Origin of the sequence: Sphaerimonospora sp. CA-214678 (assembly GCF_050942215.1) — a bacterium.
Lineage (GTDB): Bacteria > Actinomycetota > Actinomycetes > Streptosporangiales > Streptosporangiaceae > Sphaerimonospora.
Genome location: NZ_CP192056.1, coordinates 4103833 through 4119238, shown reverse-complemented (window position 1 = coordinate 4119238; position 15406 = coordinate 4103833). Strand labels below are relative to the sequence as shown.

The window sequence follows — 15406 nt, the reverse complement described above, 5'->3', positions numbered from 1 at the left end:
CGGCTTCGGCTGTGCACCGCCCGGCTCACCCCGGTGATATCGGGTCGCTCGACTCCTTCGGGGCCGATTTCCCGACCGGCCTGTCCGCATACCTCGCGACCAGAGGCCTGTCCGGCGCGTCCGCCGGCCGGTCGAAGATGTCGATGTCGACCTCCTCACCCCCGACGATCAGCGTTTCCCACGCTCCGCTCACGACCAATGTCCGCAGCGTCTCGCTCTTGAGTTTTCGCAGGTGCTCGGTGATGGTCGCGTCATCGGGCATCCCGGCGATCCGCGATGAAAGGCGGTCGCGGATCTGCCGCAGCCGCTCCATCAGCGCGTCGACGTCCGCGTCCCGGCCCGGGCCGCTCTCCTCGATGCCCTGGGCGATCTTGTCCTTGATCGCCCGCGTGACCCCGTGCTCGTCGGTCGTCACCATCGCGTTCCAGGCGCGGCTCTTGTGCCGGTACTGCAGCATCGACATCGCCGCCTCGTGCCGGATGAAGTCCGCGTCGCGGAACGCCCTGCCGCGCCAGTTGCGGTTGAGGGTACGCGCCAGCGAGATGGACGACGCCAGTCCGCTGTTGAGGCCGCGGCCCGGCCAGAAGTGGATCGCGTTGGCCGCGTCCCCGAGGAGGAATCCGTACGTGCCGGGGGTGGCCGGCGTCGGGGAGTGCAGCTGGGCGGTGAAACGCGGCCGCTGCACCATGTCCAGCCGGAAGGCGGTGACCGCGCTCACGTTCTCCTCAGCGACGCCGAAGAACACCAGCCCTTCCCTGGCGCGTTTCCACAGCGCCGAGCCCCTCACCAGCGCGGGCAGGAACAGCGTCCGGTGGGTCGAGCAGTGGAAGTCGCCGTCTTCGTTCCGCGCCATGAGGCAGGGATTGGACGCGACGCATTCCTCGAACACGTGCCGGACGGGGTCGATGCCGATGACCTCTCTCGCCTCTTCGTCGGTGAGGCGCATGTTCAGGAAACCCTCGCCGCGCAGGGCGTTCAGGAGAAAACGATTCTGCGCCACGGTGAGCAGGACGGTCATCGGATCCGACAGGCCGGACTTCACCCGCAGGCCCAGCACGACGTCCTGCACATGCCGGCCGTCGAGCGAGTAGATGGACTGGTCGGCCTGGCCGAACTTGCCGGTGAAATGCTCACGAGTCCGGGATCGCCCGCCCTCGCAGATGGCGAGCACGTGGTTCAGGACCACGGTGTCGTGGTGCTTTTCGGGGTCGAACCGCTCGGGCACCAGCCGAATGCGGCCGGATTTCTCGTTCGCCATCTCGAGCAGCGTGTCCTCGATATAGGCGATGCGGATGTTGCGCGGGCTGCGTCCGCGTATCGAGTCGGGGCCGGTCGGCCACATCTCCGTGTAGGACCCGGGGGTGAACAGCCGCGCCTGCACCGCCTCGGGGAGGTTCAGATATTGGCGGCTCTGGACCGTCACGACCTGCTGCCGCCGGTTGTTGCCCTGGGCGGCGTTCTTCCACACGACGCGTGACCCGTCCATGGTCCACCGGCCGTCGTACATCGTGATGGCCACTCGCTCGCCCATGAGGTGTTCGAGCAGCAGAGCGAGACTCAGGCCGACGGGGCCGCCGCCCGAGACGGTGACGCGCAGGACCTGCCCCGGATCGATGCGCGGAGCCGCTCTGCGCAACGTCTGGAGCACGGTGGCGTCCATGATCGTCTCTGTGTCGTCGAACGCCTCGAACCGGAACGTCTCCCCGCCGATCGTGATCACGTCGCCGGGCCGGAGCACGTGCGACGTGACGCGCTTCCCGTTGACCAGCGTGCCGTTCCTGCTTCCCCGGTCGTGCAACACGTATTGGTCGGACTCGTGCAGCACCTCGGCGTGAAAACGCGAGGCCCGCTCACTCGTGATCACCACGCTGTTGTCGCCCCGGCGACCGAAGGTGAGCGCGTTGTCGCCTAGCGGGAACCGCTGCCCGGCAAGAGGTCCATCATGCCCGACGATGGCAGGTGGCATGGTCCTGACCCCTCTCTGTCGTCGGGCAACCGATGCCGATCACTATCCTGACACGCCTGAGGAGTCTCGAAACAGTCCACGAACCGCACAAATCACTTGCCGCAGAAACGGTCCGGTACGCGAAGCATCGCGATCGCCTGCCGCCCCCGGCCCTCGGTTCCGCGGACGAGGGTCATTTGGCCGGTTGGAAGGTGGCGGCGAAGGTCTCGAAGTAGTGGTAGTCCTTCTCCCAGCGGTCGTCCAGCGTGTGCCAGTAGATGGCGTAACCGTGCCGCTTGTCGGTGACGAAACCACGATTGAGCACGTGCGCCCTGCCGGCGCTCGTATTCCAGGTGAATTCCCAGTCCGCGGCCGACTTCCAGTAGTCGACCGACTTGATCTTGATCAGCTTGTACCCGGGGAAGCCGTGTTTCGCGCTCGGCTCGTAGTCACGCCAGTCCTTCTCGGCGTCCTTCCGCGGGCTGCCGGTCTGGTCGATCAGCAGGAATCCGGGCGTGCCCGGGCCGCGGAACCACACGCGGGTGTCGCGCCGGCTGCTCACCTTCCAGCCCTCGGGAAGGGCCAGGGAGAAGCCGGTCTTGTCCTTGTAGCGGTACCACCCCTCCGGGACGTCGGCGGGCTGGGAGGCCGTCGGGCTCGGCGAGGGGCTCGGCGTCGCTTCCGCCGAGGGGGAGGCCCCCGGCACGGCGAGTTCGGAGGCGGCGGGCGCCGGCGACTCCTTGCCCTTGACCGGCGCCTCGGCCTGGGCCGACACGGCGGCCTCCGTCTGGCCGGATGACTGCTCGCCGTCGCGCATCCCCAGGTAGCCGGCGACTCCCGCGATCACCACCAGGACCGGGACCAGCACGAGCGCCGCCTTCACGACGGGCGCCCGCCGTCGCTCGGCCGGACGGCCGTCCACGCCGCCCTGCCACATCACGCCTCGCCGGGTGGGAACGGCCGGACCGCCCGGCTCCGCGGCCGGCATGGGCTGCCCGGCCTGGCCGGCGGCCGGTGCGGTGGCGGCCGGTGTGGTGGGGGCCGGTGTGGTGGGGGCAGGCTCGGCGGACGCCTGATCCGGCACGGTGCCGGCCGGGTCGTGCCCAGCCGGGTCCTCCGCCGGATCGTCGTGAGCCGGGGCAGGCGGGATGGAGGCCGGTTTCTGTGCGGCCTTCGCCAGGGGCGGAGCGGCCTGCGCCCCGGTCTCCGGGATGGGCGGCACGGCGGCGGGGCGGTCCTTCTTCGCGCCGGGGGAGGACGCCCCGGCCTGCGCGCCTTCGCCGGTCTTCCCGGGTTTTCCGGACCTCTGGCCCTTCTCGGTTTCCCGGCCGTTCTCGGGTTTCCGGCCGTTCTCGGGTTTGTGGGACCGGCCCGCCCCGGCCGCTGCTTCGCCGGGACGCCGAGCCGGCGCCCCCTTGCCGGAAGCGCCGCCCGCGGTCTTGCCCGGAGTTCTGCCGGGGGCCTCGGCGGGGGCCTTGGCGGGAGTTCCACCGGAAGCCTCGGCGGAGGCCCCACCGTCCGTGACCTTGCCGCCGGTCGCCTCGTCGGCGGCGCCCGCCGCGCCGGCTTCGGCAGTGCCCGCATCGGCCCTGGGGCGGCCGTCGGCCCCGACCACGGGGATCGGCGAGGTGATCTCGCCGGGATCCGCCGCTTCCACCGCGCCCCGATCCGGCGGCGGTTCGGGCCGATGCGCTTCGGCCGGTCGCTCTTCGGGCTGCTGCGGTTCGGTCGGCAGGGGTTCGGCCGGCCTGGCGGCGGCGCCCTTGCCCGGGGGGCTCCCGGCCGCCGCCGCGGCGCCGGAGATCGGGCGCGACGGGCTCCGGCCCGGCGTCTTCCCGGTGGCGTCGCGATGATCGTCCTCGGCGGCCCGGGGAGGCTTCGCCACCGACCCGTACGGCATGGCCCCGGCACGCGCGGCCTCACCCGGGGGCGCGGCGGGGGAGGCGGGGCGGGCGGCCTGCCGCAGCAGACGGGTGGCCTCGTCGTACCCCGGCCGGTCCTCGGGCTCCTTGGCGAGCAGCCCGGTCAGCACCGGGCTCAGCCGCCCGGCCCGCTTGGGCGGCGCCGGGTCGTCGTTGAGCACGGCGTGCATGGTCGCCATCGCCATGCCCCTGTCATGCGGCGGCCTGCCCTCCACCGCGGCGTACAGCGTCGCGCCCAGGGACCACAGATCGGACTCGCGCTGGGCGGGCGAGCCGCGCAGCCGCTCCGGAGGGATGAAGGCCGGGGTGCCGACGAGCCCGGTGCGGGTCATCGTGGAGTCCGCCTCGATGCGGGCGATGCCGAAGTCGGTCAGCACGACCCTGCCGTCCTCGGCCAGCAGCACGTTCTCGGGCTTGACGTCGCGGTGCAGCACACCCTGCCGGTGCGCCGCACGCAGCGCGTCGAGGACCTGCAGGCCGATCTCCGCCGTGCGCTCGGGAGTGAGCGGGCCGTCCTCCCTGATCACCTGTCCGAGCGAGCGGGACGGCACGAGCTGCATGACGATCCACGGACGGTCGTCCTCCTCGATCACGTCGTGGACGACGACCACATTGGGATGGGTGAGACGGCCGGCCGCGCGGGCCTCGCGCATCGTCCGGCGGTTGAGGTCGCTCAGCTCGTCGCCCATGGCGCTGTCGAAGCGGACCTCCTTGACCGCGACCTCGCGGTCCAGCAGCTGGTCGTGGGCCCGCCACACCACTCCCATGCCACCCCGGCCGATCTGCTCCACCAGGTGGTACCGGCCACCTACGAGCCGGCCTTCCGCTTGCGACATCTATTCCCCTCCCGGACGCAAGAATCGTCCCACGGATGGCAAAGGGATCAACTCGGACGAATGACCACCCGATCCCCTTATCCCGGCATATGAGACAGATCGATTGGGACGTCGGGGCGTGGTGCTAGGGTCGAAGGCATGGCTCAGTTCTTCACGTTTACGCAGCCGGCTCCGGGAGGGCCGGTCGCGCGATCGTGAGTTAGCGACCATCCGGAGCCGGCTGAAGGCAGGGACGTGCGTCTCTGCCTTTTTCGTTTAGGGGAAACGACCCAGCTCAGCCGGCTCGCGGGGCCGGCCTGGCGAAGGAGGCCACATGTCGAACGCAGCCCAACTCGATCGCCGTGCCGTACGGAGCCGTGTCGTGCGGGTGGGGGATCTGGCCATCGGGGACGGCCTGCCCGTCGCGGTGATCGGCGGGCACGACGCCCGCTGGCTGAGCCTGCGCGGTCATCGTGACGGCACCCCGGCCGGCGAGGTGATCCGCCGGGCGCGTGCGGATTGGGCCGGGCCGCTGCTGGTGGAGCCGTTCTCGGCGGCCGACCTGGAGCCGATCGCGCGGCACGCCGACGGCGTCGTGGTCGGCGCGGCGTGGATGCAGGACTTCGCCCTGGTCCGGGCGGTGGCACGGCTCGGCCTGCCGGTGGTCGTCCAGCGCGGCAGGGGCGCCGCTCTCGAGGAGTGGCTGGCCATCGCGGACCACTGCGTCGCCGAGGGCAACGACCAGGTGGTGCTCTGCGAGAGCGGTGGCCGTAGGCCCCAGGAGGGAATGCCGCTCGACCTCGCGCTGATGCGGGCGGCGCGGAAGCGATCGGGCCGTCCCGTCATCGCCCTGATCGGAGAACACTCCTCGATCGGGGAAGGCTCCTCGATCGGGGAAGGCTCCTCGATCGGAGAGCACTCCTCGATCAGAGGAGACTCCTCGCTCGGGGAGGGGGACGACGGCGTGCTCGCCGCGGCGGCGGTCGCGGCCGGGGCCGACGGTCTGCTGCTCGTCCCGGCCGCCGCGCCCGCCGTGGTGGCGGCGGCGCACGAGGCCGCCACGGTGCTGGCACCGCTCGTCCGGCCGGAGGAGCCCGCGACCCTGGCCGACGCCAGGGCGGCGATCGACCGGGTCGACGCGGCGCTCGCGACGCTCCTCGAACGCAGGGCGGCCCTCGCCGGGACCGTACAACGACTCAAGCCCGTCGGCGGCTTCCGGGGACGGGACGCCGAGCGTGAGCGCCGGCTGGTCGCCGCGATGGCACGCCGTGCCCCCCGGCTGGGCGAGCATCGCCTCGCACCGGTGATGAACGCGGTGATAGAGGCCGGGCTGCGTCTCGCCGAGGAGGAACGAGGCGATGCGCGACTCCGGTCCCACGGGTCCCCGGATCCCGCGTAGGCTCTGACGCGCGGGCGCGCGGCATGCGCCGGGCGGCCCGGAAAGCGGCACGGCGAGTTGGGGGTCCCATGGGTGATTCGTTTGTTCATCTGCACGTCCACACCGAGTACTCGATGCTGGACGGGGCGGCCCGGTTGAAGCAGATGTTCAAACTCGTGGGCGAGCTCGGGATGCCCGCGATCGCGATCACCGACCACGGCAACATGCACGGGGCGTACGACTTCTACAAGCAGGCGACCGCCGCCGGGGTGAAGCCGATCCTCGGCATCGAGGCCTACGTGGCGCCCGAGTCGCGGCTGCGCAAGAAGCCGGTCCTGTGGGGCGAGCCGCACCAGAAGAGCGACGACGTCTCGGCGGGCGGCTACTACACTCACATGACGATCTGGGCCCGGAACAAGGCGGGTCTGCACAACCTGATGAAGCTCTCCTCCCGGGCCTACACCGAGGGCTTCGTACGCAAATGGGCCCGGATGGACGCCGAGCTCCTCGCCGAGCACTCCGAGGGCCTGATCGCGACCACCGGCTGTCCATCGGGCGAGGTGCAGACGCGCCTGCGGCTGGGACAGTACGACGAGGCGCTCAAGGCGGCCGCGAAGTTCCAGGAGATCTTCGGGAAGGAGAACTACTTCCTGGAGGTCATGGACCACGGGCTCGACATCGAACGCCGGGTACGCGACGGGCTCATCCGGATCAGCCGGGAGCTGGACATCCCGCCGCTGGTCACCAATGACTCGCACTACACCTACGAGTCCGACGCCTCCGGCCACGATGCGCTGCTGTGCATCCAGACCGGCAAGCAGCTCAGCGACGCCGGCCGGTTCCGGTTCGACGGCACCGGCTACTACCTCAAGTCGGCCGACGAGATGCGGGCCCTCGACTCCTCCGACCTGTGGCAGGAGGGCTGCCGCAACACGCTGCTCGTCGCGGAGAAGGTCGACCCCTCCGGGTTCTTCGAGTTCAAGAACCTGATGCCGACCTTCCCGATCCCGGACGGTCTGAGTGAGGAGGCGTACTTCCGGCAGCAGGTCTGGGCGGGGTTGGAGCGCCGCTTCCCCGATGGCATCGACCAGGAGCACCGCGACTGGGTCGAGAACGAGATCGGCGTCATCCTCCAGATGGGCTTCCCGAGCTACTTCCTCGTGGTCGCCGACTTCATCATGTGGGCCAAGAACAACGGCATCCGGGTGGGCCCCGGCCGTGGTTCCGCCGCCGGGTCGCTGGTCGCGTACGCGCTCGGCATCACCGACCTCGACCCGATCCCGCACGGGCTCATCTTCGAGCGCTTCCTGAACCCCGAGCGCGTGTCCATGCCCGACATCGACATCGACTTCGACGAGCGCAGGCGGGCCGACGTGATCCGCTATGTCACGGAGAAGTGGGGCGCGGACAAGGTCGCCATGATCGCCACCTTCGGCACGATCAAGGCGAAAGCCGCCATCAAGGACGCCGCCCGCGTCCTGGGCTACCCGTACGCGCTGGGCGACCGCGTGTCGAAGGCGTTCCCGCCGGCCGTCATGGGCAAGGACATCCCGCTGTCGGGCATCTTCGACACCGACCATCCCCGCTACAACGAGGCGGGCGAGCTGCGCAAGCTCTACGAGGAGGACGTCGACGTCAAGGCGGCGATCGACCTCGGCAGGGGCCTGGAGGGGCTGATCCGGCAGACCGGCGTGCACGCCGCCGGCGTGATCATGTCGGCCGAGCCGCTGACCGATCACATCCCGATCATGCGCCGCGACTCCGACGGCGCGATCATCACGCAGTTCGACTACCCGACCTGTGAGACGCTCGGCCTGCTGAAGATGGACTTCCTGGGCCTGCGCAACCTCACGATCATCGACGACTGCCTGAAGCTGATCGAGACGAACACCGGGAACGAGATCGATCTGCTGAAGCTGCCGCTCGATGACGCCAAGGCCTACGAACTGCTGGCCAGGGGCGACACCCTGGGGGTGTTCCAGCTCGACGGCGGCGGCATGCGCACCCTCATGCGGATGATGCGTCCCGACAACTTCGAGGACATTTCCGCGGCCCTCGCGCTCTACCGGCCCGGCCCGATGGGCGCCAACTCCCACACGAACTACGCGCTGCGCAAGAACGGCCAGCAGGAGATCACCCCGATCCACCCCGAACTGGAGGAACCGCTCAAGGACATCCTCAACACGACCTACGGCCTGATCGTCTATCAGGAGCAGGTCATGGCCATCGCGCAGAAGGTGGCCAACTACACGCTCGGCGGCGCCGACCTGCTCCGCCGCGCGATGGGCAAGAAGAAGAAGGCCGAGCTGGACAAGCAGTTCGAGTTCTTCGAGAAGGGCATGAAGGAGAACGGCTTCTCCGACGCCGCCATCAAGGCACTGTGGGACATCCTGCTGCCGTTCTCCGACTACGCCTTCAACAAGGCGCACACCGCCGGTTACGGCCTGGTCGCGTACTGGACCGCCTACCTCAAGGCCAACTACCCCGCCGAGTACATGGCGGCCCTGCTGACGTCGGTCAAGGACGACAAGGACAAGAGCGCCCTCTACCTGAACGAATGCCGCCGCATGGGCATCAAGGTGCTCCCGCCGGACGTCAACGACTCCGACTTCGACTTCACCCCGCGCGGCACCGACGTGCGGTTCGGCCTGTCGGCCGTACGGAACGTCGGCGGCAACGTGGTCGACGGCGTCATCGCCGCACGCCAGGAGAAGGGCAGGTTCTGCGACTTCAAGGACTTCCTGCGCAAGGTCCCCGCGGTCGTCTGCAACAAGCGGGTCATCGAGTCGCTGATCAAGGCGGGCGCGTTCGACTCGCTCGGGCACGTGCGCAAGGGCCTGGTCCTGGTCCACGAGCAGGCCGTCGACGCGATCATCGACATCAAGAAGAACGAGGCCATCGGCCAGGACTCGCTGTTCGGCGCGGCCGACGGCGCCGAGGACCAGACCTTCGACGTGCAGATCCCGGCGGGGGAGTGGGACAAGACCACGCTGCTGCAGTTCGAACGGGAGATGCTCGGCCTGTACGTCTCGGATCACCCGCTGCTCGGCCTGGAGCACATCCTCGCCTCGGGCACCGACTGCTCGATCGCCGCCCTGCAGGACGAGAGTCGGCCGGACGGCCAGATCGTCACGGTCGGCGGCATCCTGTCGGGCCTGCAGCGCAAGGTCACCAAGAAGGGCGACACCTGGGTCCTCACCGAACTGGAGGACCTGGAGGGCTCCATCGAGGTGATGATCTTCCCGTCGGCCTACCAGCTGTGCGCCACGATCCTGGCCGAGGACGCGATCGTCTTCGTCAAGGGCCGGCTGGACAAGCGGGAGGACGTCGCGAAGATCATCGCGATGGAGGTGACCGTCCCCGACCTCACGGCCGAGTCAGGCGGCCCGCTGGTGGTCAGCCTGCCGGTCGCCCGGTGCACCCCGCCGGTGGTCGGCCGGCTCAAGGAGGTGCTCACCACCCACCCGGGCACCACCGAGGTCCATCTCCAGCTCCACAACGGGCCGCGCACGACGGTCATGCGCCTCGACGACCGGCTCAGGGTGTCGCCCTCTCCCGCCCTCATGGGAGACCTCAAGCAGCTCCTCGGTCCCGCCTGCCTGGCCGGCTGACGGCCGCGCGCCCCGGGCCGGTGCTGGGCGCGCCGGCGTCGGCCGGCGCGGCCGACGTCTCCTTCGCCCCGGTGGCGGCCCGCCGCTCGTCGTGTCGTCCGGCGCGCCGCTCGGCCTCCCGCTCGCGCCGCCGCTGCTCCCTGGCGATGAACTTCCTCAGCCCGGGAGTGAAACCGCCGCCGAACCGGGCCGTGTCCGGCGGGACGAAGCCGTACACCGGCGTGTCACGCAGGGCCCGCCGCATCGAGTCGACCCAGATCGGACCGGGCAGGGACGCCCCCTGCACGGCGCCGTAGTAGCGGCCGCCGATGGTCACGCCGGTGAGCGGGTGACGGTAGGCGCCGCGTATGTCGCCGATGCTGACCGCGCCGGCGAGCGTGGGGGTGTATCCGGCGAACCAGGCGGAGGTGTACCCGTTGTTCGTGCCCGTCTTGCCCGCCTGCGGCCGCCCGATGGACTGGCCGCGCATGGTTCCCCTGGCGAACACGCCCTCGAGTACGTGGTTCACGGCGTCGGCGACCTCGGGTTCGAGCGCGGTCACGCAGTCGGGCGATCTCTCCGTGCGGGCGCCGTCCTTCGCCACGACCGCGGTGATCGCCATCGGCCGGCAGTAGCGTCCCCGCGCGGCGAACGCCGCGAAGGCGGCGGCCACGGTCGTCGGGTCCATCTCGTTGACGCCGAGCGTGAACGTTGGCACCTCGTGCAGCGGCTCGCCGTCCGCCCGCCGGATGCCGAGCGCCCTGGCGGTCTCGACGACGTTGCACAGGCCGACCTCGCGTTCCAGGGTCATGAAGAAGATGTTGACCGAGTTCCAGGTGCCCATCTCCAGGGAGTACGGCCCGCCCCGGCCTTCGCCGCCCGCGTTGTAGATCGTCGTCGTGGGATCGTTGACCGCCTTGCCCGAGCAGTTCCGGTAGCCGCTGCCCGGGACGAACGCCCCCGGGATCTGGAATCCGTCGCCGAACCGCATGCCCTGCGACAGCGCCGTCGCCAGCGTGAACGCCTTGAACGTCGACCCCGCCTGCAGGCCGAGCCCGCCGCCGTGTGCCTGGTCGGCGGCCAGGTTGTAGGTGGTGCGCGGGCCGATGCTCCGGTTGTGCCGGTTGCGTCCGTACCGCTTGCTGACCGTCATCGCCCGGATGAACCCGGTGCCCGGCTCGATCATGGTCTCGGCGGCCACCTGGCTGTCCCCGGCGTCGACCCGTGCCGCGATCGCCCGCTCGGCGGCCCGCTGCGCCACCGGGTCGACCGTGGTCCACAGCGTGAGCCCGCCCCGCTGGAGACGGCGCTCGCGTTCGGCCCGCGTGCGCCCGAACGCGGGATCGGTCAGCACCTCCTGCTGGACGTACACGCAGAAGAACGGGTAGGTGCTCGCCTGGCAGCCGCCGGGTTCCGCGCGCATGCGCAGCCCGAGCGGCGCTGCCCGTGCCGTACGCGCCGTGTCCTGGCCGATCATGCGCAGCTCGGCCATCCGGCCGAGCACCAGGTCGCGCCGGGCGAGCAGCCGCGCCCGCTGCGCGGCGCCGATGGACGGATCGGTGCTGTACGGCGTGCGCACCGCCCCGGCGAGCGTGGCCGCCTGCGGGAGCGTGAGATCGGCGGCGTCGACGCCGAAGAACCGCCGGGCGGCGGCCTGCACCCCGAAGGCGCCTGCCCCGAAATAGGCGATGTTGAGGTAGCGCTCCAGGATCTCGTCCTTGGTGTACTTCTTCTCCAGCGCCAGCGCGTAGCGCAGCTCGTCGATCTTTCTCTGGATGCTGCGCACCCGGGCCAGCGCACGCTCGCGGGCGGTCTCCGCCCGCGTCACCATGATGTTCTTCACGAGCTGCTGGGTGATCGAGGAGCCGCCCTGGCGGATGCCGCCCGCCCTGGTGTTGGCGATGAGCGCCCGCAGCGTGCCCTTGACGTCGAGCCCGCCGTGCTCGTAGAACCGGGAGTCCTCGATGGCCACGATGGCCTGCCGCATGACCGGGGCGACCCGGGCGAGCGGCACCGATCGGCGGTTCTGGTAGTAGAACTGCGCGATCTGTTCGCCGTTCCGGTCGAGGATCCTGGTCATCTCCGGCAGGCCGTCCTCACGGGGCGGCGGCGGCAGTTCCGTGAACATGGACGTGGCGTTCCTGGCCGCCAGGCCGGCCCCGCTGACCAGCGGCATGGCCAGGCCGGCGACCAGAATTCCCCCGGCCGCGCCCGCCAAGCCCAACGCGGCGGCGGCGCCGAGTAGACGAGAGGTCACGGGAGTATCAGTGCGGTCCCCGGATCACGTCCAAACGTGATCGGGCGAAAGCTTTACATCGGCCTGCTGATCTTCAGCCCGAGTGAGGTGAACTGCTCGAACGGCCGGTGATATCCGCGTTCGATGTGGTTGACCCCGCGCAGGGTGGAGGTGCCCTCCGCCACAGCGGCCGCCAGCACCGCCGAGAAACCGGCCCGGATGTCGGGCAGGGTGACGTCGGCGCCGCGCAGCCTCGACACCCCGCGCACCACCGCCGAGTGCTTGGCGTTGGTGTCGTGGTAGCGGCAGGCCGGGCCGCCCAGGCACTGCGCGAACACCTCGATCTCGCAGCCCAGCTTCTGCAGCGCCGGCACGTAGACCAGCCGGTTCTCGAAGACCGTCTCGTGCAGCACCGACATGCCCTCGGCCCGGGTGAACAGCACCATCAGCGGCGTCTGCCAGTCCGTCATGAACCCGGGATGGGTGTCGGTCTGCACGGCGGCGGCGCGCAGGCCGTCAGGGGCGGACGCGCACAGCCACTCATCGGTGATCTCGAACCGGGCGCCCATCCTGGCCAGTGTGGTGATGGCGGTGACCAGGCGGTCCTGCGGACAGCCGTGCACCCGTACCTCGCCCCCGGTGACGAGCCCCGCCACCAGGTAGGAGAACGCCTCGATGCGGTCGCCGGCCAGCCAGGTGGAGGCGCCGTGCAGCCGTTCCACGCCCTCGATGACGATGCGCCGGTCCGGGCTGAGCTCGATCATCGCGCCCATCCGCTGGAGGAACAGCGCGAGCTCCACCACCTCCGGCTCCATCGCCGCGCCCTTGATGACCGTTTTTCCCTCGGCGAGCACGGCCGTCATCAGGATCGTCTCGGTGGCGCCGACGCTGGGATAGGGCAGCGTGATCCGGCTGCCGCGCAGCCCCTTCGCCTTGGCGCTGATCCCGTTCTCGCCCACCTCGATCTCGGCGCCCATCGACCGCAGCGCCTCGACGTGGTAGTTGACCGGCCGCCGCCCGATCGGGTCGCCGCCGACCAGCGGGACGAACGCCTCACCGGCCAGGTGCAGCAGCGGGCCGAGCATCAGGATCGGAATGCGGTTGAGACCCGTGTACTCCTCGGGGACGCGAGGCCGGATGTCGGTGCCGCGCTCGACGTTGATCTCACCCGGGGTGATCTCCACATGGATGCCGAGGGCCTCCAGCATCGCCGCCGTCAGCCCCACCTCGCCGACCTCGGGGGCGTTGTGCAGGGTGCTCGGGCCGGTGCCCAGCATGGCCGCGACCATGTGCTTGGACACCGCGTTCTTCGAGCCGCGTACCTCGACGTCCCCCCGCAGCGGCCCAGAAGGGTCGATCTGCCACACCTCTTGCCTGCCGTGCCTGTCGGCTCGCTCGCTCTGCTCGCTCACGTCGTCTCCTCGAGTGCGCAGGTGAAGCAAGCGTAACGGGCTGGATCAGATCAGCGGGTGACCGGTGCGGCCTAGGTACTATTTGGACGGTGCGGTATGTGAGGGGCAATCTTCAGGTGGCGGCACTTACCGTCCTCGTCCTGGCACCGCTCGGCGTGGTGGCCGGATTCGTCTGGTCGGCGGTCGCGCCGGCCTCGCGCTTCGTGCTGACCGACGCCGGCCCGATGCTCGCCGACCCGGAGGCGCAGACGCTCATCGAGGCCGACGGCTGGTTCGCCGTCGTCACCGGTGGGTTCGGCCTGCTCTGCGGCATCGCCGGGTACGTCCTGGCCCGCCGGCGGCCCGTCGAGGTCCTGGTGGGCCTCGCGGGCGGAGGCCTGCTCGCCGGCTACATCGCGCTTCTGGTCGGCGGTACGGCGAAGGGGACGATCAGGGCCGCCGCCCCCGGCGGTCTCACCACGACGACCTCGCTCGGTGTGACCGCCCACGGCGTGCTGCTGGCCTGGCCGGTCCTGGCCACCGCCGTCTTCTGGGTGATCGAGTTCGTGTTCTTCTCCCAGGAGCGTCGCGAGGTGCGCGGGAGCTGACCCGGCTCAGACGCCGGTCGGACGCGTGCGCCAGTGCCCGGTCGCCCGCTCGAAGGCGTACCCGAACCGCAGCACCTCGGCGTCCGCCCACGGCCTGCCGACGATCTGCACGCCGACCGGCAGGCCGGACGAGGTGAACCCGCACGGCACCGACATCGCGGGCGCGTGCAGCACGCTGATCCAGTAGCAGGAGCGCATCCACGCCAGATAGTCGGGCATCGGCTGCCCGGCGACCTGCGTGACGTACGGATCGTCCACCGGGAACGGCGGCACCTGGCTGACCGGCGCGACCAGGAAGTCGTAGTCGTCGAAGAACTCGCGCATCCGGTGGAACAACCCGGTGCGCAGCCGCTCGGCGCGGGCGAGGTCGGCCCCGGTGACCTCGCGTCCCCGCTCGACGTTCCACGCGACGTTGGGACCGACGCCGGGGATGCCGTCGAAGTTGAGCGCGTAATACCACGCCCGGTAGATCCGGAAGGCGTCCTCGGCGTCGGACAGATCGAGATCCACCCGCTCGACCGTCGCGCCGAGACCGGTCAGCACCGCCGCCGCCTCCGCCGTCACCCGCGCCGTCTCCGGATCCACCGGCAGCCCGCCGAGATCCGGGCTGAACGCGACCCGGGCGCCGGCGACGTCGCCGTCCCGCGGGGCGGCGAAGGCCGAGCCGTCCTCCCTGATCGAGTACGGCGAGGCCGGGTCGAAACCGGCGATGGCCGACATGAAGAGCGCCAGGTCGCCCACCGTCCGCGCCATCGGGCCGGAGACCGGCAGCGTGAGCCACGCGGCGGTGTCCGACCTGGACGGCACCCGCCCCGGCGTCGGCCGCAGCCCGGTCACGTTGCAGAACGACGCGGGGTTGCGCAGGGAACCGCCCATGTCGGAACCGTCGGCCAGCGGCACCATCCGGGTGGCCAGCGCCGCCGCCGCCCCGCCGCTGCTGCCGCCCGCGCTCCTGGACAGGTCGTAGGGGTTGCGTGTCGCGCCGAACACCTCGTTGACGGTGTGCGATCCGGTGCCGAACTCCGGGGTGTTGGTCTTGCCGATCATGATGCCGCCGGCCTCGCGGATCCGCCGGACGAGCGGGTCGTCCTCGGCGGGGACGTGGTCGGCGAACGCGCGGGAGCCGTACGTCGTGCGCACCCCGGCCGTGTCGGCGAGGTCCTTGTGGGCGACCGGCAGCCCGTGCAGCGGGCCGCGCCAGTGGCCGCGCGCCAGGTCGGCGTCGGCCTTCGCCGCCTCGTCGAGCGCTCGGTCGGCCACCAGCGTCACGATGGCGTTGACCTCGCCGTTCACCTCGTCGATCCGCCGCAGGCACGCCTCGGTCAACTCGACGGCGCTCACCTTCCCGGTGCGCAGCAGTTCGGACATCTCGGTTGCGGTGAGGTCGTGCAACTCGGTCATTCGGCGGTCCCCCCAAAAGAGTGCTCCCGGCCCGGCTCCAGGCCCCGACCGGGTCGGCAGGTCCGGTTCGTACGGCTGTCGCCTCCGAGTCTCGCCCACCCGTGCCGCCGCCCGCGATGG

8 protein-coding genes are annotated in these 15406 nt (G+C 70.7%); 3 read left to right on the top strand and 5 right to left on the bottom strand.

From position 1 onward, the window contains the following. Positions 1–25: 25 nt before the first annotated feature. Together ACQP1K_RS18445 and ACQP1K_RS18440 are read right to left on the bottom strand one after the other, a co-directional pair. Positions 26–1966: an FHA domain-containing protein gene (locus ACQP1K_RS18445; RefSeq protein ID WP_433496950.1), complete on the bottom strand. Its 1941-nt coding sequence runs from the start codon at positions 1964–1966 to the stop codon at positions 26–28. 172 nt (positions 1967–2138) lie between these two features. After that, positions 2139–4703 carry a protein kinase domain-containing protein gene (locus ACQP1K_RS18440; protein ID WP_433496949.1) on the bottom strand — a complete coding sequence of 855 codons (2565 nt, stop codon included), beginning with the start codon at positions 4701–4703 and terminating at the stop codon, positions 2139–2141. A gap of 313 nt (positions 4704–5016) precedes the next feature. Here ACQP1K_RS18440 and ACQP1K_RS18435 point away from each other — a divergent pair, with 313 nt between their 5' ends. Both ACQP1K_RS18435 and dnaE read left to right on the top strand, forming a co-directional pair. Then, complete coding sequence (locus ACQP1K_RS18435; protein ID WP_433496948.1) at positions 5017–6081, top strand: chorismate mutase; 1065 nt, start codon at positions 5017–5019, stop codon at positions 6079–6081. Between the two features lie 68 nt (positions 6082–6149). After that, complete coding sequence (gene dnaE, locus ACQP1K_RS18430) at positions 6150–9671, top strand: DNA polymerase III subunit alpha (protein WP_433496947.1); 3522 nt, start codon at positions 6150–6152, stop codon at positions 9669–9671. Here dnaE and ACQP1K_RS18425 read toward each other — a convergent pair. Both ACQP1K_RS18425 and murA read right to left on the bottom strand, forming a co-directional pair. Continuing rightward, positions 9634–11907 (bottom strand): transglycosylase domain-containing protein, encoded by a 2274-nt coding sequence (locus ACQP1K_RS18425; RefSeq protein WP_433496946.1) that lies wholly within the window; start codon positions 11905–11907, stop codon positions 9634–9636. The genes dnaE and ACQP1K_RS18425 overlap by 38 nt on opposite strands. 53 nt (positions 11908–11960) lie before the next feature. After that, positions 11961–13298: a UDP-N-acetylglucosamine 1-carboxyvinyltransferase gene (gene murA / locus ACQP1K_RS18420; protein ID WP_433496945.1), complete on the bottom strand. Its 1338-nt coding sequence runs from the start codon at positions 13296–13298 to the stop codon at positions 11961–11963. 116 nt (positions 13299–13414) lie between these two features. Between murA and ACQP1K_RS18415 the strand changes: the two genes are divergently transcribed. Then, positions 13415–13885, top strand: a complete 471-nt coding sequence (locus tag ACQP1K_RS18415; protein WP_433496944.1) for a hypothetical protein — start codon at positions 13415–13417, stop codon at positions 13883–13885. A gap of 6 nt (positions 13886–13891) precedes the next feature. Here ACQP1K_RS18415 and ACQP1K_RS18410 read toward each other — a convergent pair whose 3' ends face one another. Continuing rightward, positions 13892–15286 (bottom strand): amidase, encoded by a 1395-nt coding sequence (locus tag ACQP1K_RS18410; protein WP_433496943.1) that lies wholly within the window; start codon positions 15284–15286, stop codon positions 13892–13894. Positions 15287–15406 lie beyond the last annotated feature (120 nt).